The sequence below is a fragment of the Pyrococcus kukulkanii genome (assembly GCF_041647995.1).
In the GTDB taxonomy this organism is placed as follows: Archaea; Methanobacteriota_B; Thermococci; order Thermococcales; family Thermococcaceae; genus Pyrococcus.
In genome coordinates, this window is the sequence record NZ_JARRIB010000002.1 from 113723 (window position 1) to 134606 (window position 20884).

Annotated in this window: 21 protein-coding genes, 1 tRNA gene, 1 pseudogene and 1 CRISPR repeat array (1 of these 24 only partly in view); of the genes and pseudogenes, 8 read left to right on the forward strand and 15 right to left on the reverse strand. The window is 44.5% G+C overall.

Annotated elements, in window-relative coordinates; all coding sequences use genetic code 11:
- A CRISPR array of direct repeats spans positions 1–3163; the repeat unit is 30 nt; unit sequence GTTCCAATAAGACTAAAAGAGAATTGAAAG; it begins 1613 nt to the left of the window's first position.
- 2 nt (positions 3164–3165) lie between these two features.
- A complete protein-coding gene (locus P8X24_RS04620; protein WP_372914300.1) occupies positions 3166–4518 on the reverse strand; it encodes an RsmB/NOP family class I SAM-dependent RNA methyltransferase in 1353 nt (450 codons plus the stop codon).
- Between the two features lie 96 nt (positions 4519–4614).
- Entirely contained in the window at positions 4615–5520 is a 906-nt protein-coding gene (locus tag P8X24_RS04625; RefSeq protein WP_372914301.1) for a hypothetical protein, read from the reverse strand.
- Between the two features lie 94 nt (positions 5521–5614).
- Between P8X24_RS04625 and P8X24_RS04630 the strand changes: the two genes are divergently transcribed.
- Positions 5615–5702, forward strand: a tRNA-Leu gene (locus P8X24_RS04630).
- Positions 5703–5706: 4 nt separating this feature from the next.
- Here P8X24_RS04630 and P8X24_RS04635 read toward each other — a convergent pair.
- From P8X24_RS04635 to hydB, 6 genes are all read right to left on the reverse strand, one after another.
- Positions 5707–6693 (reverse strand): hypothetical protein, encoded by a 987-nt coding sequence (locus tag P8X24_RS04635; RefSeq protein ID WP_372914302.1) that lies wholly within the window; start codon positions 6691–6693, stop codon positions 5707–5709.
- Between the two features lie 111 nt (positions 6694–6804).
- On the reverse strand, positions 6805–7092 hold the full coding sequence (locus P8X24_RS04640) for a family 4A encapsulin nanocompartment shell protein (RefSeq protein WP_372914303.1): 288 nt from the start codon (positions 7090–7092) through the stop codon (positions 6805–6807).
- Between the two features lie 34 nt (positions 7093–7126).
- A complete protein-coding gene (gene hydA / locus P8X24_RS04645) occupies positions 7127–8413 on the reverse strand; it encodes an NADPH-dependent hydrogenase/sulfhydrogenase 1 subunit alpha (protein WP_372914585.1) in 1287 nt (428 codons plus the stop codon).
- 2 nt (positions 8414–8415) lie between these two features.
- The gene (gene hydD / locus P8X24_RS04650) at positions 8416–9207 is read right to left on the reverse strand and encodes an NADPH-dependent hydrogenase/sulfhydrogenase 1 subunit delta (RefSeq protein ID WP_372914304.1); all 792 of its coding nucleotides are present in this window, start codon (positions 9205–9207) and stop codon (positions 8416–8418) included.
- Between the two features lie 10 nt (positions 9208–9217).
- Complete coding sequence (gene hydG, locus P8X24_RS04655; protein WP_372842851.1) at positions 9218–10096, reverse strand: NADPH-dependent hydrogenase/sulfhydrogenase 1 subunit gamma; 879 nt, start codon at positions 10094–10096, stop codon at positions 9218–9220.
- On the reverse strand, positions 10093–11196 hold the full coding sequence (gene hydB / locus P8X24_RS04660) for an NADPH-dependent hydrogenase/sulfhydrogenase 1 subunit beta (RefSeq protein ID WP_372914305.1): 1104 nt from the start codon (positions 11194–11196) through the stop codon (positions 10093–10095). Before hydB ends, hydG begins: the two co-directional genes overlap by 4 nt.
- A gap of 297 nt (positions 11197–11493) precedes the next feature.
- Here hydB and P8X24_RS04665 point away from each other — a divergent pair, with 297 nt between their 5' ends.
- The 7 genes and pseudogenes from P8X24_RS04665 (at position 11494) to P8X24_RS04695 (ending at position 16125) form a co-directional block, all read left to right on the forward strand.
- Positions 11494–11649 (forward strand): helix-turn-helix domain-containing protein, encoded by a 156-nt coding sequence (locus P8X24_RS04665; protein ID WP_372914306.1) that lies wholly within the window; start codon positions 11494–11496, stop codon positions 11647–11649.
- 74 nt (positions 11650–11723) lie between these two features.
- Positions 11724–11923 (forward strand): annotated as a pseudogene (locus tag P8X24_RS04670) (DUF234 domain-containing protein).
- Positions 11908–12066, forward strand: coding sequence for a hypothetical protein (locus P8X24_RS04675; RefSeq protein ID WP_372823982.1), 159 nt, complete (start codon positions 11908–11910; stop codon positions 12064–12066). The pseudogene P8X24_RS04670 and the gene P8X24_RS04675 overlap by 16 nt, the downstream one beginning before the upstream one ends.
- Before the next feature lie 1592 nt (positions 12067–13658).
- A complete protein-coding gene (locus tag P8X24_RS04680) occupies positions 13659–13841 on the forward strand; it encodes an antitoxin family protein (protein ID WP_372817476.1) in 183 nt (60 codons plus the stop codon).
- Entirely contained in the window at positions 13838–14002 is a 165-nt protein-coding gene (locus tag P8X24_RS04685) for a PIN domain-containing protein (protein WP_372914307.1), read from the forward strand. The genes P8X24_RS04680 and P8X24_RS04685 overlap by 4 nt, the downstream gene beginning before the upstream one ends.
- 104 nt (positions 14003–14106) lie before the next feature.
- The gene (locus P8X24_RS04690; RefSeq protein WP_372842873.1) at positions 14107–14283 is read left to right on the forward strand and encodes a PIN domain-containing protein; all 177 of its coding nucleotides are present in this window, start codon (positions 14107–14109) and stop codon (positions 14281–14283) included.
- 423 nt (positions 14284–14706) lie between these two features.
- Positions 14707–16125, forward strand: a complete 1419-nt coding sequence (locus tag P8X24_RS04695; protein WP_372914308.1) for an ATP-binding protein — start codon at positions 14707–14709, stop codon at positions 16123–16125.
- Here P8X24_RS04695 and P8X24_RS04700 read toward each other — a convergent pair.
- From P8X24_RS04700 to P8X24_RS04730, 7 genes are all read right to left on the reverse strand, one after another.
- Positions 16109–17287: an RNA-guided endonuclease InsQ/TnpB family protein gene (locus tag P8X24_RS04700; protein WP_372914309.1), complete on the reverse strand. Its 1179-nt coding sequence runs from the start codon at positions 17285–17287 to the stop codon at positions 16109–16111. The two genes, P8X24_RS04695 and P8X24_RS04700, sit on opposite strands and share 17 nt — an antisense overlap.
- Positions 17268–17876 (reverse strand): IS607 family transposase, encoded by a 609-nt coding sequence (locus P8X24_RS04705; RefSeq protein ID WP_372914310.1) that lies wholly within the window; start codon positions 17874–17876, stop codon positions 17268–17270. Before P8X24_RS04705 ends, P8X24_RS04700 begins: the two co-directional genes overlap by 20 nt.
- Before the next feature lie 128 nt (positions 17877–18004).
- On the reverse strand, positions 18005–18154 hold the full coding sequence (locus P8X24_RS04710) for a hypothetical protein (protein WP_372839295.1): 150 nt from the start codon (positions 18152–18154) through the stop codon (positions 18005–18007).
- Between the two features lie 55 nt (positions 18155–18209).
- Positions 18210–18398 (reverse strand): hypothetical protein, encoded by a 189-nt coding sequence (locus P8X24_RS04715; RefSeq protein WP_372914312.1) that lies wholly within the window; start codon positions 18396–18398, stop codon positions 18210–18212.
- Positions 18399–18675: 277 nt separating this feature from the next.
- Positions 18676–19950, reverse strand: coding sequence for an ATP-binding protein (locus P8X24_RS04720; RefSeq protein ID WP_372914586.1), 1275 nt, complete (start codon positions 19948–19950; stop codon positions 18676–18678).
- 263 nt (positions 19951–20213) lie between these two features.
- On the reverse strand, positions 20214–20387 hold the full coding sequence (locus tag P8X24_RS04725; protein WP_372914313.1) for a hypothetical protein: 174 nt from the start codon (positions 20385–20387) through the stop codon (positions 20214–20216).
- A 188-nt stretch (positions 20388–20575) separates the two neighbouring features.
- Positions 20576–20710, reverse strand: coding sequence for a hypothetical protein (locus tag P8X24_RS04730; protein WP_372914314.1), 135 nt, complete (start codon positions 20708–20710; stop codon positions 20576–20578).
- Between the last annotated feature and the right edge of the window lie 174 nt (positions 20711–20884).

Below are 20884 nucleotides of genomic sequence, written 5' to 3' on the forward strand. Positions count from 1 at the left end.
AAGAGAATTGAAAGATCTTCCACATGTGGCTCACCTCATATTACATTATGCGTTCCAATAAGACTAAAAGAGAATTGAAAGAATCAGGTGCTCAAGGGCTGACTGTAAGTTCAACGACAAGTTCCAATAAGACTAAAAGAGAATTGAAAGGACGCCACTCGGGACGCGCTTCATGAGGTTTGAGAGTTCCAATAAGACTAAAAGAGAATTGAAAGCAGTTAGAGACGAACTAACGGGCGAGTGGGTTCTAGAAGTTCCAATAAGACTAAAAGAGAATTGAAAGGATAACGAGCATCAGTGGGACGTAGCTGAGGATAGTGGTTCCAATAAGACTAAAAGAGAATTGAAAGAATGAAAGCCTAAACGCCTGACTCGTGGACTTTGGTGTTCCAATAAGACTAAAAGAGAATTGAAAGCGTACTCCTGGCCGGTTAGTGCTGCCTCCCCAATGTGTTCCAATAAGACTAAAAGAGAATTGAAAGAAGTCAGTAAGAAATGCAGTTTCTGACGTGATAAAGTTCCAATAAGACTAAAAGAGAATTGAAAGATGGTGCGTTGATGAAGGACAGTAATGACTTTATGAAGTTCCAATAAGACTAAAAGAGAATTGAAAGGTGATCCCTGGGGCTTTCGGGGGAAAAAGTCAAAATGTTCCAATAAGACTAAAAGAGAATTGAAAGGTCATGACAATTTTTGTATTGTTAGTGAGCACATAGGGTTCCAATAAGACTAAAAGAGAATTGAAAGTGCGGCCAGCTCGATCCTGTCCATTTTCACACCCCCCGTTCCAATAAGACTAAAAGAGAATTGAAAGCGACCCAGTTCTTGTCCATAATCACCCCCCCATATACGTTCCAATAAGACTAAAAGAGAATTGAAAGAGGGCACCCGGGTAGGGTGGGGTTGGGGGTTCAGGTTGTTCCAATAAGACTAAAAGAGAATTGAAAGGAGGTTCAGGATCTGAACAGGGTAATCGACATGCTCTGTTCCAATAAGACTAAAAGAGAATTGAAAGATGGTGACATAATTGTAGCTGGAGTTACTGGAAGTTTTGGGTTCCAATAAGACTAAAAGAGAATTGAAAGCCTAACGACCCTTATGTTTGGGCCCTTCAACCTCGCCCCCATGTTCCAATAAGACTAAAAGAGAATTGAAAGAGGATTATGTCCGGGCTTGCCCCGTTGATCGGCCCCATGTTCCAATAAGACTAAAAGAGAATTGAAAGACCAGCTTTATAGCTTTCGCCACGTAGCCGAACTCGAGTTCCAATAAGACTAAAAGAGAATTGAAAGGAACTGGACGTCGCACCCACACCACAACCTACACCACGTTCCAATAAGACTAAAAGAGAATTGAAAGTTCTTTTTGCTTCAGGTGTTCCAACTTTAGAACATGCTGGTTCCAATAAGACTAAAAGAGAATTGAAAGGGGGCTATAAGTTAGATGATATTGTCTGGAATATGAGTTCCAATAAGACTAAAAGAGAATTGAAAGCAAGTGAGTACAGCCTTGGAATGTCGAGGCTTATTGGTTCCAATAAGACTAAAAGAGAATTGAAAGAGGATATCAGCAAATATGGACCTTTATGCCCTTCACAGTTCCAATAAGACTAAAAGAGAATTGAAAGAGAATTGGCCTTGGGCTCGCAGCCACATTCATTGTCGCGTTCCAATAAGACTAAAAGAGAATTGAAAGCTTCTCAAGAGATAATATAGCGTTCCCGAGGAACTTTGTTCCAATAAGACTAAAAGAGAATTGAAAGGCTTATCTGGAGTATCTTGTCCGCCTTTTCCTTATCGTTCCAATAAGACTAAAAGAGAATTGAAAGAAGTGGTCTTAACTACCTCAACGGCTTTTTTGGCATAGTTCCAATAAGACTAAAAGAGAATTGAAAGCTGAAACTATCGTTTTAGGTTCTTCCCTTGAACTGTAAAGGTTCCAATAAGACTAAAAGAGAATTGAAAGTGAGCGTCAGGTTCCTCGAAAAGGAGCTGGAGAGGGTTCCAATAAGACTAAAAGAGAATTGAAAGTCTCCTCTTGTCCGAGCGTATCCTCACGTATTCCCGTTCCAATAAGACTAAAAGAGAATTGAAAGGTGAGGAGTGTTGAGAATGTTGGGGATGCAAGGAGGGGTTCCAATAAGACTAAAAGAGAATTGAAAGAATAAGGCTTCTCTGTAAAAGCCCATGCTCACCTCCGTTCCAATAAGACTAAAAGAGAATTGAAAGGCATCAAACCACCCCCTCCTCAACCGGATCGAGAGAGGTTCCAATAAGACTAAAAGAGAATTGAAAGTTTGCATCATTTGAACTTGGAGGAAGCCGGGGCAGGAGTTCCAATAAGACTAAAAGAGAATTGAAAGGCTGCACAATGGGATAAGATTCAGAGGATGGCTGCAGTTCCAATAAGACTAAAAGAGAATTGAAAGCAGCCGGTTCTATTGTTATCGTGGAGTTAGTAACTCGTTCCAATAAGACTAAAAGAGAATTGAAAGGAGTATAGACCTGGTAATTATGTAGCAGATACTGAATTAGGTTCCAATAAGACTAAAAGAGAATTGAAAGCTCATTGACTTGGAGGTCTTCAGGCCACTCCACGTCAGTTCCAATAAGACTAAAAGAGAATTGAAAGTTATACAGTGGGCACATATTGTCAATGTTACAGGCAAGTTCCAATAAGACTAAAAGAGAATTGAAAGCGGTTCTATCAACGTAAATCTTAACGCTCTCAAGCTCGTTCCAATAAGACTAAAAGAGAATTGAAAGTGGATTTATGGAACGTGGACAGGAAAAGGGCGGTTCCAATAAGACTAAAAGAGAATTGAAAGGTGCAGATCTAGTAATTCTGGGTGTTCTATATTTCGGTTCCAATAAGACTAAAAGAGAATTGAAAGCGGCAAGCTCGTGGACAGGCTGTTCGACGCCGGTGCCGTTCCAATAAGACTAAAAGAGAATTGAAAGAGGTTCACGGCGTGCCGATAGCCGTGATGAAGGCCCTCGGTTCCAATAAGACTAAAAGAGAATTGAAAGTACGACTTAGTGCTAACAGCGGCAGGCTTCACGGCGGGTTCCAATAAGACTAAAAGAGAATTGAAAGTGGAAATATACAGACTGTGTTATTTCACCTGGTGGGGGTTCCAATAAGACTAAAAGAGAATTAAAAGCGTTAAGGCTTGGCTAGCTTAGCTATAAAGAAGCTGTTGCAGTCATGCTTGTGGGTCCACGCTCTAAACACCTTATCTCCAATTTCCAAGAACCCCCTATCTCCCCAGGAATACTCGTATTCAATTAATTCGAATCCCTTACCTAGCGCAAACATTACGTTCTCCTCGTTCTCATCAATTCTTACTGAGCACGTGGAATAAGTCATCTCTCCGCCTTCCCTGAGGTTCCTATAGGCGTTAAGGAGCATGTTCCTCTGGACGCTTATTACCCTCTTTATCTTCCCCTCATCGAACCTCCACTTAACCTCTGGGAACTGCCTGTAAGTTCCAGAAGAAGAGCACGGAGCATCTAGTATCACCTTATCGAACTTCTCCTTATCAATGAAGCTTTGGCCATCGGCGTGAACGAGCTTAACGTTCTTCACTCCTAACCTCTTCATTCTCTCTCTCATCTTCATCAGCCTGTCATAGGAATAGTCAACAGCAACTATCTCACCTTTGTTTTCCATTAAAGCCGCTGCATGGAAGGTTTTGCTTCCTGGGGCTGCAGCTAAATCCAAAACCCTCTCTCCAGGCTCTGGACTTAGGACGTGGGCAACGTAGGCTGAGGCTAAATCTTGTATAATGAAGTAGCCCTTCTTGTACCATTCCAGCCTTGTTATTGGGGTTTCATACTCAAGGACCTTGAAAACGTCATCTACCGGAGTATAAGAAACCCTAACACCGTTTTCCTCTAAGTACTTTTTGACCTTGTCAACGTCAGCCTTGAGCGTGTTAACCCTTACGTAGTACCTCTGTGGCCTTAAATTACTCAGGAGAAGTCTAATGGCCTCATCGTACCCTAGGAGATCGACGATGTACTCAACGTACCACCTTGGATGGGAGAACCTTACCGAGAGCCACTCCATCCTATCTTTTTCCTTCAGCTTTTTAAGGGCCCTCTCAACGTTGAACTTCTCCACTTCCCTAAGGATTGCATTTGTGAACTTTGCCTTTGTTAGGTCAAACTTCTCCTTAACTACCCTAACTACCGAATCTGTGGCTATAGCAGGATTTACTCCTTTGAACTTCATCTCGAACACTCCGATCCTAAGGAGGTTCGCCAAGTATAGGTCAAGATCCTCAATCTTCGATCCCTTCAGAACCGAGTTTATTATGAAATCTATCTTTGCCCTCCACTTCTCTATCTCAAAGACGTACGCATGAGTAATTCCCCTCGCCTTCTCTCGGTCTTTTCCCTCGACTTTCCTAAATATCCTCTCAAGAGCGTGCTTTGATGAGAGCTCCTTCTCCTCGACAAGCGTTAGCGCGTCTGCAATTATCTCGTGGAGCGTGACCCTGTAAAACAGTTCCATGTTAGCAGGAACTCTAAGTTAAGTTATAAGCCTTGTCCCCCGTCATAAGGGCTTCCAAAAGAAAAGTCTGGAGTGGAGCTCAAAGCCTAGAAATGTTTAACCAACGCTTAGCTTTTCGGAGAAGTCTTGGGTTGAGGGCTGGTAGTCCAAGCCGAGCCTCTGCCTGTACTCCATTATTTTATCCCTGAGCTCGATTAGCTCTATCGGTTTATCTTTTCCCATTACCTTTAATATGTCATAGAATGCCCATATTCCGCTGAATATCTCTCCAATCCTTTCGCTTAAGTTCTCTGCGGAGAATATTCCCTCCTTCACGAACCTCTCTATCTCTTCCCTGGGGTCGATTAAAGGGGCTATGGAAATGCTCTGGATTACCATCCAGTTCATGACTGCGGCATCAAGAAGTTGAGCACTTGCCCTGATTATCTTGGCCCTCGCATCTTCGTACGCGATCTTCTGGGCGTCGAAGTTCATGAACTCCAGCGTATTCAGTAGGGATTCCGCCGCCCTTAGGTCGAGCTTTATTATTTCCCTCTTTGCATCTAAGACCGCGGAGATTGTTTTTATATCATCTATGGCAATCAAGGTTGCAGTACTTAGTATTGAGCTTATTATCACGAGATCATTTTTGAATTCAAGGTTCCTTGCCTGCTCGTAGTTCATGTATAGAAGGTATCCAGTCTTGGTGAGGAGCATCTCCCAGAGGATTAGCTTTATAGTTTCAAGATCTGGATTTTCCATGGCATCCTTAATGTCATCTGTATGGAAGTACACCTTTCCATCCTCGGTCAGCTCGCTGTACGGGAGGATCAGTATCTTCTCTCCCCTTGCCTTGTCCCAGGTGTCTACGGGAATAACCTCGATGTCATGCTCCTCCATGGGGAACACATTCCTGAGATCCATGGAGAATTCAGAGATAGTTGAAAGAACTAATTGGGCCACTTCTTCGGGGGAATCTCCCGTTAGAAAGTCCTTCATAAACCTGTGCAGATAAGGCTTCACCGACACACCTCCAGAAGTGAAATATTGGGGGCTGGGGTTTAAAAGCATTCCTGGGCTAACCTTTATAAACTAGGGAAGAAGGAAATTATAGCGAGCGGGGGTTGCCGAGCCTGGCCAAAGGCGCGGGATTCAGGGTCCCGTCCCGTAGGGGTTCCGGGGTTCAAATCCCCGCCCCCGCACCAGGAATTAAAATTTCTTCCCTCCTCGAATGTAGCTTCCAAGGGTATCTAGGTTTTCTAGGAATATTTCTTTAGCCTTTTCATTGACAAATGGATTTCTCTCCGCTCTTTTAATAACTCCTTCATAAGCAGACAACAGGCCAATTGGTGTTATTTCTATTACCTTTTTGAAATCTTTAAAATCTTCCTTATATGGATAACAGAGCCAAACTTCATCAAATATACTACCCCCTATTCGTTTTCCTCTATACGTCATCTGTGGAGGATTTATTAGATACATCATGACTTCTCCTATAGCTTCGTATATGTTTGCCTTTTGTATAAATCCTCTGTTAGAGCGATATCCCTTTACTTCTATTCCTATTATGCGATTTTCGTTTTCATCCACCGCTATTATGTCTGCATCTGGTGAAAAACGGATAAACGGATCCCATTCTTCCCCCTTTGGAGCATTTTGCTTTACATCGATAAGGACATAATCAAACTTTCTTGAAAGGGCAACAGCTAAATATCGTTTTATCTCTTTCTCCCTTTCTTTAGGTTTAACGATAGTTTTTGGCTTTGTTTTTTCCAGAACACTCAATAAATTCCAGCCCTCCCGTAATAAGGCCCTCAAAAATTCGAAAATTTCTTCCTCATATTTCAGTGCCAGTAACACAACGTTGTTTTCAACAACTGCTATGGTTCCCGCTACATAAATATTCCCTGATCTACTTTTAAATTTAGAAGATACTGGTTCACAATGTATATTCAGTCCTATTTTTCTCAGCTTATCACAGTTCGCTATAATTAGCTTGGAATATGGCTTCAATTGGTACTCATATACATGAGCTTCAGAAATTTCTGCTTTTTTTGTATACCAATCTGGGCTCCAATACTCTACTGGTATTTCTTCATATTCAATACCATGAATACTTTTTATCTTTCTTAGGTAGTCTAGAATCTTTTCATGAACGACCTTGTCATAATATGGGGCATAATACCTCAAGTGCATTTCAATCCACCAAAGAGTTGTTTCTCATTTGAAAACAAAAAGTTCACTCTTCAGAGGGTGCTTCTGGCCGTGCCCATAGACTTAAATTCAAAAATCAAAAGAGTAAAAATCTTACTTAACGATCCTAACCCTCCTCGCGGCTCCAGGAACCAAGCCTAGCATTTTCGAGTCTATAACTACCGCATCCCTTCCCAGGAACGATAAAATATCTATCTTAAGCCCTGAAACCTCTGTTATCGGCCCCTCTTCCTCGGCTTCCTGCTTTAATAGCTGGGAGAAGAAGTTGTAGGCTTCTCTACCGAAAAGAATAACATCGGGCTCAAAGCCATCCATTTTGAGTTCGTTGGCCTTCTCCTCGATCTCTCCCAAAATTCTTATTAAGTCTCCCCTGGCTGTCATAAACTTTCATAAGGGGGAAGAAATAAAAAGGTTGCTAAAGCCTGACGACGTGGACTGAACAGGAAATACAGGGGTCGTAGGCTCTAACCACCATCTCAACCAAGGACTTTAGCTTTTCAGGATCATCATTGTAGTGCTTCTCCGCCATCATTCTCACGTGTTCCTCCATCATAGCTAAGTTAAACGCGGTGGGCGTTATTATGTCCGCATAACTCACCTTCCCATCCTTGACTTCTAAGGCATAAACCAGGATTCCACGCGGGGCTTCAGTTGTTGACACTCCAAAGCCGTCCTTGATCTCAACTTCATCCCTCTCCTTTATGGGCCACTTAGCTAAGACCTCATCGATTAACTCAATTGCCCTCTCGGTGAAGTAGACTAGCTCCAATGCCTGGGCTAGGTTGTTCGCGAATGGATTTGTCTCTCTTAGTAGATCCTTATGGGTATCGTAGAGATCCCTGGCCTTTCCGTAGAGAAGATCTGAGTTGTTAACAACTCTCGAGATTGCACCAACCATGAAGGGCTTGCCCTTGTAGTGTGAGTGCTTTGCGAAGCTATGCTCAACGACGAACTCCTTTATGAACTCCTTGTACTTTTCACTTGGGAACTCCTCCCCATCGCTCGCCTTTATGTAGTCTCCATAGATTCCGTAAACTTCGTCCCTGGGCTTAACCGCCAAGTGGGTTATCGGCCCCTCGACCTCGCTGTACTGCTCGAGCTTCGCGAAAAGCTCGAAGGTATATTCAGCCAATGGAAGGATTGACTTCAATTCTTCCTTCATCTTCTCCAGCGTTTCCTTCCCAGGAAGCTTTCCAAACCCTCCAAGCACAACGTTCTCCTGATGTATTGCTCTAGCCCCAAGGACGTCCATTATCCACGAGCCAACGTTCTTCAGCTTTAGAGCTGTTTCAAGCTCCTTCTTGTACTCATCGACCATCTTGAGGGGGCTTGAATAGCCAAGGTAGTCTGGAAGAACCAGCAGGTACAGGTGGAGGGCGTGGCTCTCTATCATGTCCCCTATGTAGAGGACTTCCCTCAGCTTCTGAATCTCATCCCTCGGTGTGAAGCCAACTGCCTTCTCAGCAGCTTCAACAGCAGTCAGCTTGTGGGCAGCAGAGCAGAAGGAGCATATCCTGGGGTAAATTGCCAGAGCTTCTTCAAGCTTCTTGCCGAGGGTTATTGCCTCGAAGAACCTCGGGCCCTCGATGATGTTTAGCTTTACCTCCTTAACTCCCTCATCCCCTATGAGTATCTCAACTCCACCCTTACCCTCAACCCTCGCAATGTGATCAACCGTGATCGGGAGGTAGAGGTTCTTCATCGTCATTCTTCACCACCTGCAAATATCTTCTCAACCATCTTCTCTATCCTCTCGTCGTGTCCATTAAACATCTTCATCCTCTCGATTATCTCCTCCTTCGTGAGGCCCTTCTCCTTGAACACCCTAGCTAGAGAGTCGAACCATGCAACGTCGTAACCTATAGCCCCCCTGCATCCTATGCAAGCTATTCCAAAGCTTGGACATCTCGCGTTACATCCCGCCCTAGTTACAGGTCCAAGGCATGGCTCCCCCTTCTCCAAGAGGACACAGGGGTTACCCTTAAGCCTGCACTCAAGGCAGACTGGATAATCGATGTCCTCGGGCCACGAGCCAACTAGGAAGGTTCCGAGGGCGTAGAGGAAGTCCCTCTTCTCTGGCGGGCAACCATAGATGTTATAATCTACCTTGATGTACTTCGAGACCGGCTCAGCTTTCTTGGGCTGGAACTTCACCTTTCCGTCACCGTAAACTGTCTTCCAGAGTTCCTCAAGGGGCTTATCGCTCCAGCTCTGAACTCCTCCCTGGACTGCACAGGCTCCTACCGCAACCACAATCTTCGCGTTCTCCCTGATCCTCTTCACCAGCTCAACTTCCTCCTCCGTGGAAACGCTACCCTCGATGAAAGCTATATCGACGGGCTCATCCTCAACGCTCTCCCTGTCGAGCATGAACCAGCACACTATCTCGGCGTTGGGGAGTAGCTTGAGCAGTTCATCCATCATTGCCAGCTGGAGCTGACAGCCGTAGCATGAGGTTAAAGCGTAAAATCCTATTCTGAGCTTCTTCCTCTCCATCTGCACCACCTCAGTCGAGCAATCCTGGGGTTGAGACTATGTCAAAGTAGTTGAACACCGGCCCATCCTTGCAGATGTACTTCCAGCTCGTGCTCGTCCCAACGACGCAGTGGCCGCACTTTCCAATTCCACACTTCATCCTCCTCTCTAATGTAACGTAGATGTTCTCCGGCCTGTAGCCGTAGTTGATTAGGGCCTCAAATACGGCTTTGTACATCCTCGGCGGACCACAGATGGCCACCGCGGTCTTCTTCGGATTGGTGTTGGCCTCAACAATGAACTGCTGGGGCCTTCCATGCAATCCTGGCCAGTCTGGATCCCTCGTAACGCTCTGGATTATCTTGACGTTCTCAGCTTCAGCCAGATCTTTCATTGCCTCGAGCTCCTTGTAGAATAGTAAATCTTTACCGTAACGTGCGGTGTTAATGAAGGTTATGTTCCCGTACTTCCACCTGTTGTCCATGGCATAGAGGAACACGCTCCTAAGTGGTGCTGTCCCCAATCCGGCGGCAATTAAAAGGAGATCCATGCCTTCCCACTCATCCACTGGGAACCCGTTGCCGTAGGGGCCTCTAACCAGGACTGTATCTCCCGGCTTGAGCTTGTGAACTACAGTGGTGACCCTTCCGGCCCTCCTTATGCACAGCTCAAAGAATCCCTTCCTCATTGGGGATGAGCATATGCTTATTGGAACCTCTCCCACCCCAGGGATCGTGAGCTGAACGAACTGTCCCGGCTTGAAGGTCCAGGTTTCGGCTAACTTTGGATCTTCAAACCTGAAGAGGAACAGCTTTTCTTTCTCAGTCAGGTCGTAAACCTTGAGAATCTTAACCTTGTGCAAAGCGTAAGGATTGTCGTTTGGCATCATAATCTCCTTTGGGAGGGTCATACCCCATCACCCCTTACATTGGAGGAGTAAGCGAAACCTCTCTTCGGTATCTCTTCACTAACGGTTGGGGGGCACTTATTCTCCTCAAATCCAAGGATTCTCCTAAGGTTTTCCACGAAGTTAATTCCAGCCAGACAGAACGCGGTACACCTTCCACAGCCCACGCAGAAGCTTAAACCGAGCTTCTCGTTGTACGAGTTCTTACATAGGTACCTGTTCAGGAACCTTGACTTCTTGGTCGGCCTGAAGTTGTGACCTCCGGCAACTAAGCCGTGGCTCCTGAACTGGCAAGAATCCCATCTCCTTTCCCTATAGCCAGTTACACCATCAAGGTTCACTATGTCCTGAACATCGTAGCAACGGCAGGTTGGGCACGTTAGAGTACATATTCCGCAAGCTAAGCACTTATCAGCTTCTTCCTCCCACATTGGGTGCTCCATCTCAAGCTCCAAGAGGTAGCGAAGGTTACCCCAGTCCTCGTGGTACCTAAATGCCTGATGTCTCTTCTTCTCAAACTCCCTAAATGCGCAGATGTCCTTGTCCGTAACCTTCTCGAACAGCTTTATGTTCTTGTCAACTATCCTGTGGCCCGTTGGCGTTCCCACCCTGACGAGCCAACCATCTGGTAACTCGTGGAGGAAGAGATCGAAGCCATCATCGGCGAAGTCAGTTTCCCTGAGGTTGCAGAAGCAGTACTCATCGGGCATACAGCTTATTCCAATAATTATTCCCTTCTCCCTGCGAACCTTGTAGTACTTGTCGGGCAACTCGTCTAAGTACACCGTGTCGAGGATCTTCAGACCGTAGATATCGCAGGCGTGAACTCCGAAGAGGACGAAGGGTTCCACATCCTCAATGACTTCATTGTACTCCACCTTCTCGAGGTCGAACGTGAACAGCTTTTCCCTGGGCTTGAAGAAGAACTTCTTTGGGGGCATTATCGTCCTTGTGTAGTGGAACTCAACTTTCCTCACGTCGTCTATCTCTCTGAAGTCGTAGAACTTATCTGAGATCTTGACTGGGGCATAGAGCTTACCCCAATCCTTAAGCCTTTCGAGGAATGTGTAGACGTTCTCTTTGGGCAGCTTAACGTACCTCACAATTCTCACCTCCTGGGGTAAGCATAATTGTCTACAATTATACACGGGGTAAACATAGCTGATCTATTGAGGTAAAAAAGCGTTTTTGAACCCGAAAATTGGAAACCAAAGGTTTACAAGCAAAGCTTTGGGGAGAGAATGGCGGATTTTTCTCCTTTAAAGGCCTTTAATGATGAGGATTGCACAGAAATGTGCATTAGGTTCTTGTGCCTATGCTAATTAAGAACTTCCATAGAGGGACACACTTGATTATTTTCTCTCAGACCTTCTCCTCGCAAGATTTCCCTCCTGCTCGCCATGGCCATGGGAAAAAGACGGCCCTCGGAGATAGTCAACTACATAGGTGTTGAGAGCAGAAAAATCTACCTCTACCTTGAGAACCTCATGAGGCTTGGCTTTGTGGAGAGGGAGCTCCCCGTGGGCAGGAAGGCGGAGAGGGCCTCTACAAGATAGCCGATCCTATGCTCTTGACGTGGTTCTCGATAGTATATCCGAACAAGAACTCCATTGAGGTTGGCACCATTTCAATGGAGGACGTTAAAGATGCCCTTCAAAGGGTCTTCTCGCTCCGCTTTGAGGAGACAGCGAAGGAGTTCCTTGTTGAGCTGAACAAGGCCAAAAACTACCGTTTAGGTTTACGAAGATCGGAAGGTGGTGGTACAAGAGCGAGGAGGTTGACATCGTTGCATTGAACGAGGGGAGAGGAAGGCCTTGCTCGTTGAAGTGAAGTGGAAGGATTTAAGTGAAAGGGAGGCCAAGAAAATCCTGAAAGATTTAGAGGAGAGGGGTGAGCTTCTTAGGCTTGAGGGTTGGGAGAAGTTTTACGGCTTAGTAAAGGGAAAGAAGGAACTGCGGGAGAATGGATGGTAGGTATGGGGCTTGGAGGATGTAGATAGGTTTCATGCATATCTCCAAGAAAGGTCGTGGTTGAATTTGGAGTGGCAGATGTGATAGAATTCTTGGAGGAGAGATTTGTTCTATGAATTCTCGAATTTTCCTGAAACCTACTTGATAAGTATTTATAGACTTAAACACTTAAATCTAGGGCATTAAAATTAAAGGGGGAACCTCCCAGAACTCCATAGAGTTATTTCTGAATTAAGATGCCCCTTTAAAGGTACTCTCCCTTCCCAACGCTTCTTGCTAAAAATTTAAATTCTGTATATTCACATAATGTGGTTATTGAGATGCCAAACATACAATTTCAGTTCCTGATGATCTGTACAGGATAATAAAAAGCACAGAGAGATCAAGTGGAGTGAAATCGTTAGGCGAGCAATGTGAGAATATGCTAGGAAGCTTGAACTTTTGGACAGGCTCTTGGAGAATTCAGAACTCACGGACGAAGATGTTATGGAACTTGCAAGAAAAATTAAGAAGGAGATTGCAGAGAGGGATGGAATATGAAAATTGTCGTCGACGCTAACCTGACCTCCTCGCCCTTCAGGGGCGAAGAGAGAGTCAGAACTTAGAATGCTTCAATAAGTAGGTGTACCAACAACTACAGCCCTGTCAGTTTCCCAAAAATTAATGCCTACATGAGATTAAAGGTTCCCATACCAATAGAAGCTGTGGTGAAGGCTGTTCTCTGGTTGGTATCTTTTTGTTTGTTTTTGTTGTTTTTGTGGTCGTAAGTTTTTGAGGTTTTAGTATAATCTTTCCAGATGGACCGTTTCCGTTCGGCCTTAAGGCCTATGACCTCCCGTCTGGGGAGTGCGAGGCCAACCACACCTGTTGCACTACAACAGGTAGCGGAAACGGTAGAGCATCCACCGATGAAGGAAAATGGGTCTTGAAGTTGTTAAGACAATCCTAAGAATTCCCATGCAGATAATTCTTTGAGAGAGTTTGTTAAGGGTCATACTTGCGCTATTCACTTGATTCTAGGAGGAAACTCAAGTTGAGGGCTAAGTACAGCCTTGAAGAGGGGGATAAAAAAGATAGTGAGGTGGTATCTTAAAAATGAGTGGTGGAGGCCTTTAGTTAACGAGAAAAATTCTCTCCCCCATGGAAGCTGGAGTGGTAATCGAGAAATTTAAATTAAGATCTTACCTTTTTTCTTTTGAAAGCCTCGCCCTTTAGGGCGGGGATGCAGGGATTGAGGGTTCAGCTCTTTTAGACCGAAAACCCTTTTTAAACAATAACGTAATAGGGCCTCGAAGAGGCCACCAAAGCCGATGAGATGAGGGGGTTTCACTCGTGTCCCTCCCCGTTGGGAGGGATGACGCCGTAAGGCGTCCTTTCAAAAAACCGCCCTTGGGCGGTTAAAACCCTGTGATGTGGCTCCTAAAGCGATAACCCCGAACCGCTCTGCGGTAGGGGTAATTTCAGGCCGGGCCCGCGGGCTGAACCTCATGGTGGTGAGCCCGCAAACCTCCCCCTCAATGGCGAGGGGTTAACCCGTTGGAACCCTCGCCGTTCACGGCGGGGAGGAGGTCAGAAGGATATATGTGGTGGGAAGAATGCCAATCATTGTTGAGGCTGTCTATGAAGGTGGCGTCTTTAAGCCCTTAAAGAAAGTAAATCTAAAAGATGGCCAAAAAGTCAAAATAAAAATTGAATTAGATGTATCCAAGTATTATGGGATATTCGGAAAAGCTTCTGCAAAAGAATTAAAAGAACTAGAAGAAGAGGTCCAGATGTGATATTTGTTGATACGAACATGTTTTACAATTTTCTTTTTGAAACCGAACTCAGTCCAAGAGCAAAAGGGATTATTGAGATGCCTTATGAACTTGTTACATCATTTACCGTTCTAGATGAACTTGTTTATGTTGTTATTAGGAAGCTCGCTGAAAAGAGGTAGGGATAAAGAGCTCTTTTGATTTAAGAAAGTTTATCTCCGAAAAGGGTTACGAACCCTTTAAGGAGGATTTAAAAATTATATTTGAGTTATTTGATGAGAGAGGTATTACGATCTTGCCTGACTATCAAGAGGTCAGTGAATGGAGGGAAGTCATGAAAAAGTACAAACTCCTACCCAATGACGCATTAATTGCAATAACTTGCAGGCACTATGGAATAAAGACTATAGCAACCTTCGATGAGGATTTTAAACGAGTTAAGTTTCTTAAAGTTGTACCATAAACATGTCTTTATTGATGACCGTGTATTGTAGCCTTCTGAAATTGCCATTGCTATTCTGAGGCATCTAGGTGAGTACCTTGCTTTTTTGGAACACCTCATCTATTGCGACACCATGCGTTCTTCCGCGATAGCGTAGCCAACCATACTCTCTGAGCCATCCAACGATACCATCAAGGACTTCAATGGCCTCTTCTATTTCTTCTGGACGCTCATTCCAACTTCTGCGAAGCCCTCACTGAGATATTGCATACTCTCGCCCATGCTGAAGCTGTCAAGATGGACTATTCCGTGCTCCTTCCTATATATGTGGAGAATTTAAGCACTAATGAGTTTGTCGGACACATGATCCCAATGTATTGATCTAACTGGGCCCTACATGAATCACGTGCAAAAACTTATAAGCAACTATTCCTACTCTAGAGTATGATACTCATGAGTAGGTTCGTTGATAGGGAGGAGGAACTTGAGTTCCTCAGGAGGAGATGGAGTTCCCAAAAGCCCGAGCTTATAATTATCTACGGCAGGAGGAGAATTGGGAAAACGTACCTCCTACAAAAGTTTTTATCTGAGGTTGGCGGAGTTTATCTGTTGGCAGAAGAAAGTGAAACGGTTTTGGAAGACTTCTCCGAGAGGCTCGCGGAGTACTTTGACGATTCACTCCTCAGGGAAAATCCTCTGAGAAGCTGGGGAGCATTCTTCACGTATCTCGCTGGAAAAAGCTCTAAGCGGCTTGTTGTGGTGATAGATGAGATTCAATACATAGCGAAATCGCAGAAGGATTTTCTCAGCGTTCTCCAGAAGTACTGGGATCTACATCTCTCGAAGACAAAGATTATGCTAATCCTCTGCGGTTCCCTAATTTCATTCATGGAGGGAATCCTTTCGGCAAAATCCCCCATATACGGGAGGAGAACGGGAATCTGGAAGGTTGATGAGATGGATTTCTTCGATGCCTGGAAATTTCACAGGGTTGATGTTGAAACCGCGGTGCATATATACTCAGTCTTTGGCGGGGTTCCACAATATTTAGCTGACTACAACCCAAAACTCAGCTTTTGGGACAATCTTAGGGAGTTATTGCTCTCAAAGGGAGCTAAGTACTACGATGAGCCAAAGTACCTTCTCAAGCAGGAACTGAGGGATGTTTCTAGGTACTTCTCAATCCTCAGGGCAATAGCCATGGGCTATACAAGGTTTGGTCAGATTGCGGATAAAGCTAAGATAGACGCTAAATCCCTCGCAAAATACCTAAACGTGCTGAACGAAATGGGCTACATAACTGAAGAAAAGCCTGTTATTGGGAAGGGGAGAACCCTCTACAAAATCAACGACAATCTCTTTGCCTTCTGGTTCCGCTTTGTTTATCCGTTAAAAAGTGAAATTGAGATGGGATTAGATGTCGTTGAAGAAATAAAAGCCGAATTCAACGACTATTTAGGTCAGGTGTTCGAGAAAATAGCTAAACAATTCTTGGTTAGACTTAACTTAATGGGAGAGCTCCCCTTTAAGTTTACGAGGATTGGAAGGTGGTGGCATAAGGGAGAAGAAATCGATATAGTGGCGATAAACGAGCGTGAAAGAAAAGCTCTGCTGGTTGAAGTTAAGTGGAAGGACTTGAATAAAAAGGAAGCGAGGGGAATATTAAGAGACCTAAGGAGAAAGAGCGAACTTATTGAAGGGGAGGAATGGGAGAGGTTTTACGGTCTAGTTGCCAAGGAGATAAAGGGAAAGGAGAAGCTACGAGAAGATGGATGGTTGGTATGGGATTTGAAGAACTTCAAGGAATTAAAAGGGATGAGCTCATATCCCAAAGATTCCGTTCTGGTTATCCGCTACTTTTAAAACATGTGAAACTATCGTAGCGGATAACCTTCCCTCCTCCCGTCTTCATTGGAGGGCTTTCGGGGGGAACGGGGACTCCCCACATCTTCAGGGCCCTCAAGCGGATATTCCAACTCCCAACAACGTCCCTGTCGGCTTCAAAACCACACTTACATTTCAAGACCCTGTGCCCATTCGGGCTTAACTTCCCCCCACATACCGGGCACAGGGAAGAAGTATGAGCGGGATTAACGAAAACGACCATAACACCCTTCAGTTTAGCCTTATACTCAATGATTGACTGGAGTTTGCGAAAACTCCACCTGTGAAGCCTGCCATTCATTACGGCAGAATACCTTATTGACTCCCTAATCTCAGTCAAATCCTCAAGAGCAATGCCACCGTATTTTTCAGCCAATTCCACTATTTTGTTTGCCAGCTTATGATAGAGGTCGTTCAGCCTGTTCCTTTCTCTTTCGCCGTATTTTTCGAGGAGTTCTTTTCGTCTCTTTCCAGCCCTGATTTTCTGCTGTATTCTTCTCCTCTTCACGAAGTAGCCAGTCCTAATCTCCCGCTCGTGAGTGATGATTTGAACGAAGTTGCCATTTGGAAGGCTTAGAGTAACGTTGTTCTCGTTCAAATCCACGCCAACAAATGCTTTGGGCTCTCTGACTTTAACCTCTTTTGAAAAGACCACGTTAATAAAAACTCCCTTAGGCGTTCTGACTAACCAAGCTTGTCCAACCTTCCAACCCTTGAACTTCTCGTGATACTTTGCGGGATAGAACTCCAAGTTAAGTCGCCCATTTGGAGTGGAGAGTTTTATTACTCCTTTTTCCAAGTCAAGCCTGAACAAGTGGTCGTCGAGCATTATGACTTCTTTTTTGAAAACAGGCTTTCCCTTAGCTTTTCCCTTCCGCTTTCTCTTCCTGTAGCTCTTGTAAATTGATGAAGCCATTTGACAAGCCGTGTAAATGTAGTGGCTTGGTAGTTCTGGATATCTTTCACGTAGGCTTTTGTAGGTTCCCTTTTTGAGCCTGTAGAAGCTGGTTATGTTGTTCTCGAAAGCGTAAGTGATTAGAAAGTTTACGATTTCTCGATAAGCGGAGAAAAGGTCATCTAACCCTTTGGGAGTTTTCTTAAGCTTGAATTTTGCAGTGAGTTTAATCGTCTCTGAGGGCATTCTTTACCGCCTCGATAAGGCGTTTTTTCTTGTGAGAACGCATTCCATAAAGCTTTCCAGCAAATGAAGTTACAATGGCTAACAAGTCCTTAACGAGTTCCTTTTCTGGCGTTTTCTCTTCATCATCAAAAATGACTTCAATTTCAACGCCGTGGGAGTTGAAGTACTGTTCTAGGTATTTAAAGCCGAACCGGGTGAGCCTGTCCCTGTATGTTATTACCACTTTTGTTATTTCTCCACTTTCCACGAGTTTAAAAAGATTCTTCAGGCCTTTTCTGTTCTCATTCAAGCCGGAGGAAATGTCGGTAAGAATTTTCACAACTTGATAACCCTTGGAGGAGCAGTAGTTTTTAAGATATTCAACCTGTCTCTCCAAGTCCTCTTTCTGGTCTCTGCTCGAAACTCTGGCGTAAATAACAACTTTGTCAGGAAGTTTTCCCTCAAGGAGTCTCAGAACTTCGCTTTCTGGAATCCTGAACTCTCTCCCAATTTGGTATGCTTTTATTTTTCCTGCTTTAATCCAACGCCGCACTGTCATTGTTGAAACTCCAAGCCTCTTAGCAACCTCACCAGTCCTATAAAGCCTCATTATTTCTCCTCTAATCGTGGTTATGTGTGGAAAGTATTTAAATGTTTCGCTAGTTGCTATCTATTAAACAGCCCACACTAGTCATTCCTGCAACTAAAGTGGTTCTCCTCCTGTGGTCGGGGTTTGGTTTAAATCAAAGTTCTTCGCTCCACTTTTTCCCTCAACTCCTTGGTAATCTTGAACATTGCATTTATCGACTCTCTAATAACCTCGTTGTTATAGCTCCTCAAATCATAAACCTTGATGAATATGTCATCGGAAAGCTCAAGCCTCTTCATTCCTCTCACCTTTAATTGTGGAAACGATGGTCTCAAAACATCGTCAAATCCCTGATTACTTCACGAGCTCTTTGAAGTTTTCACTTGCATAGAGGATTCCACCTGCAGGGTTGATTATTTTACCAAGCAACCATAGGACAGAATTCCCAGAAAACAGAACTAAATCCTTCATGTCATAATCCGGAACGAGCTTGATAGTTATTGGGCTTAGGGAGTCCAGTATTACCTCCTTATCCTTCGCCACCTGAATATTAACCCCTTCCTCTCTAGAACTATCAGCTTTCCGCTTGGTGTTTTTGTCAGATAATTTTCCTTTCTTAGAGTTTTGATCACCCGAAAAGCTTGCCTCACTCATGATATCTCCATCTTTCGCGTTGAAACTTATTATTTCCCATCCTCGTGAGTTTCGATGCAAATTTAACGGCATCAAGAATGTCTCTCGGTAAGTTCTGGGTACTCTTAAATAGGGCTTAGGTCAAGAAGCTCAAGAATTAAGTATGCAGGTATTCGTGCCCCTAAAGCTATTTAAGAGTTGCATAGCCCCCCATAAGGCCCGACTTAGTGGTCGCTTCAATCAGCCATTTCCAGAGAGGAACGACCCTAACATCCCTTCCGCCCTCCCTAATACTGCCCTCCTCATCCCATGTTATCACTGTAAGCTTTTCAGCCCTAAGTCTTTTTCCAACCTCCACGAGGTTCTTGACCTCCCGTCTGTAGTTGTTCTTCGTTATTTCCTTGGTGACCTGTATCAGCTCCTCCACATTCAAACCCTTCCTCAGAACAAAGTCAACCTCACCCCTCTCGTCCCGCCAGTAGTACAGCCTGTATCCTCTCCTCACGAGTTCAACTGCAACTGCATCCTCCATTTTTCTCCCCAAGTCAGGTGAGGGAACAAAACCGGCACTAAGGAAAGCCGGATCCACTACGTAAATTTTTCTCGGTGATTTCAGGCTTTCTCGCACCTTATAGGAAAAACGCTCCGCCTTGAGGATTATGAATGCTTCCTCAAGATAATCGACGTAGTTCTTTACGGTATGTACACTTCCCACGTCCAGAGCATTCTTCAGCCTCGTGTAGCTGAATTCTCTGGCAAAGTTGGAGACTAGATAGAGGGCAAGCTCATAAAGGCTGGAGGAATATTTCACGTTCTTTCTTTTAACGACATCCTTCATTATTATGCTGTCAAAGAGCATCCTCCCGTAATCCCGGTAGTCATAGCCCTTAACGACCACCTCGGGAAAGCCTCCCCTCTCCAAGTATTCCGAAAGCTTTGAGAGCACCTTCCCTTCTTGGAAACTCGTCTCTACTTTTGGCTCTATGTTATTTGCCCTTAGAAACTCCCCGAAGGAGAACGGGAAGACCTTAACCTCTATGTACCTCCCCGTCAGGTGCGTGGCGAGTTCGCTACTTAGAAGCTTTGAGTTAGAGCCAGTGATGATGACGTTGTAGCCCAGCCTTCCTAGCCTGTTCACGAAGAGCTCCCAGCTACGGACGTTCTGGATCTCATCAAGGAATATCGTCCTGAAGTCCCCGTAAACCTCGTGAGCAAGCTTTAAAACCTCATTAAGGTCATCAGCTTTGGCCAGTACTTCATCATCGAAGTTCACATAACCGAAATTTTCCTTGAGAGTCCTTACCGCCAAGAAACTCTTCCCCGCCCTCCGGGGTCCGGTTATGACCTTTATCAGGTCGGTATTTAGGTATTTCCTAAGTTTTTCCCCCGCTTCCCTCTTAACATAGGGTTGTCTTTTCAGCAACTCAACTTCATACTTTTGGGCTATCATGTGCTCCCTCATTCTGTGCACCTAGAAAAATAAAGTGCATAAAATTTTAAAAATTTGTGCAGTTAAGTGAACATTTACTGTTAATGAAGGTAGACAAATTCGTTAGCCAAAAACGAGAGAACTAAGGGAACCGTTCTCTCGTCCTGTATCGACTACCGTTGACGGAAACCCGAGCCCACCAAACACAATGACACCCGAAAAAAACTAAAAAACTTACGGAACTAATGGTATAGACCGATACATAAAACAGGAACAGTTACGGAGCCCCCTTATGCCTATTGTATAGTTAAAACATCCTCATCGTAGGAGTAGAACTTGATTGGATATCCCTCTCGTTTAATTCCAATTCGTTTTAATTTCTCGAAATCTTCCCTTCTAATGTATGCAGTCCCAAAGCTCGGCTCCAGCACCTTTCCAAGAACCCATAGGGCCGACGTACCAGAGAACACCACAAAATCCCTAATCTTTTTTCAGTCTTATCCTGTATATGACCCCTCTAACAACCTGAAATATCTTCCTCTTCTCCTCTCCCCAAGTATAGAGGAGAACCTTTTCCCGTCTCCAAAATCATGGCACCGTTACTTTCCAGTGATCTAAGGGATTCTGTAGAGGTAGGGTCTGTTAATATTAAATTTGGCTAAAAGTTCTTTAACAGAATAGAAACCTCTTCTTTAACCGCCAACTCCCTCAATATCTTCTCCTTCAGTATTGGAGCCCTCATATTGTATCCCCCAGGATACATCAAAGATGAATCCGGCAAAACAATTTCCATCCCCTACAATCCTTCCTAACTTCCTCCCATGGGTGGCTGTTTTGTAAATGATAGCTGTAACTTTTCTCGCGTTTTGTTTTTAGTAACCCGAATGGGAACTGTCTGAGGATGTCAGATTCCCCGTTCCTCCCGAAAGTTACCTAGGGAGTAGAAGGTTATCCTCATCTAATTACG

Bases quoted from the DNA above. Each gene is read 5' to 3' on its own strand.
- P8X24_RS04620 (WP_372914300.1), bottom strand. From the start codon at position 4,518: ATGGAACTGTTTTACAGGGTCACGCTCCACGAGATAATTGCAGACGCG.
- P8X24_RS04635 (WP_372914302.1), bottom strand. From the start codon at position 6,693: ATGCACTTGAGGTATTATGCCCCATATTATGACAAGGTCGTTCATGAA.
- P8X24_RS04640 (WP_372914303.1), bottom strand. From the start codon at position 7,092: ATGACAGCCAGGGGAGACTTAATAAGAATTTTGGGAGAGATCGAGGAG.
- hydA (WP_372914585.1), bottom strand. From the start codon at position 8,413: ATGAAGAACCTCTACCTCCCGATCACGGTTGATCACATTGCGAGGGTT.
- hydD (WP_372914304.1), bottom strand. From the start codon at position 9,207: ATGGAGAGGAAGAAGCTCAGAATAGGATTTTACGCTTTAACCTCATGC.
- hydG (WP_372842851.1), bottom strand. From the start codon at position 10,096: ATGACCCTCCCAAAGGAGATTATGATGCCAAACGACAATCCTTACGCT.
- P8X24_RS04665 (WP_372914306.1), top strand. From the start codon at position 11,494: ATGGCCATGGGAAAAAGACGGCCCTCGGAGATAGTCAACTACATAGGT.
- P8X24_RS04680 (WP_372817476.1), top strand. From the start codon at position 13,659: ATGCCAATCATTGTTGAGGCTGTCTATGAAGGTGGCGTCTTTAAGCCC.
- P8X24_RS04695 (WP_372914308.1), top strand. From the start codon at position 14,707: ATGATACTCATGAGTAGGTTCGTTGATAGGGAGGAGGAACTTGAGTTC.
- P8X24_RS04700 (WP_372914309.1), bottom strand. From the start codon at position 17,287: ATGCCCTCAGAGACGATTAAACTCACTGCAAAATTCAAGCTTAAGAAA.
- P8X24_RS04705 (WP_372914310.1), bottom strand. From the start codon at position 17,876: ATGAGGCTTTATAGGACTGGTGAGGTTGCTAAGAGGCTTGGAGTTTCA.
- P8X24_RS04710 (WP_372839295.1), bottom strand. From the start codon at position 18,154: ATGAAGAGGCTTGAGCTTTCCGATGACATATTCATCAAGGTTTATGAT.
- P8X24_RS04720 (WP_372914586.1), bottom strand. From the start codon at position 19,950: ATGAGGGAGCACATGATAGCCCAAAAGTATGAAGTTGAGTTGCTGAAA.
- P8X24_RS04730 (WP_372914314.1), bottom strand. From the start codon at position 20,710: ATGGAAATTGTTTTGCCGGATTCATCTTTGATGTATCCTGGGGGATAC.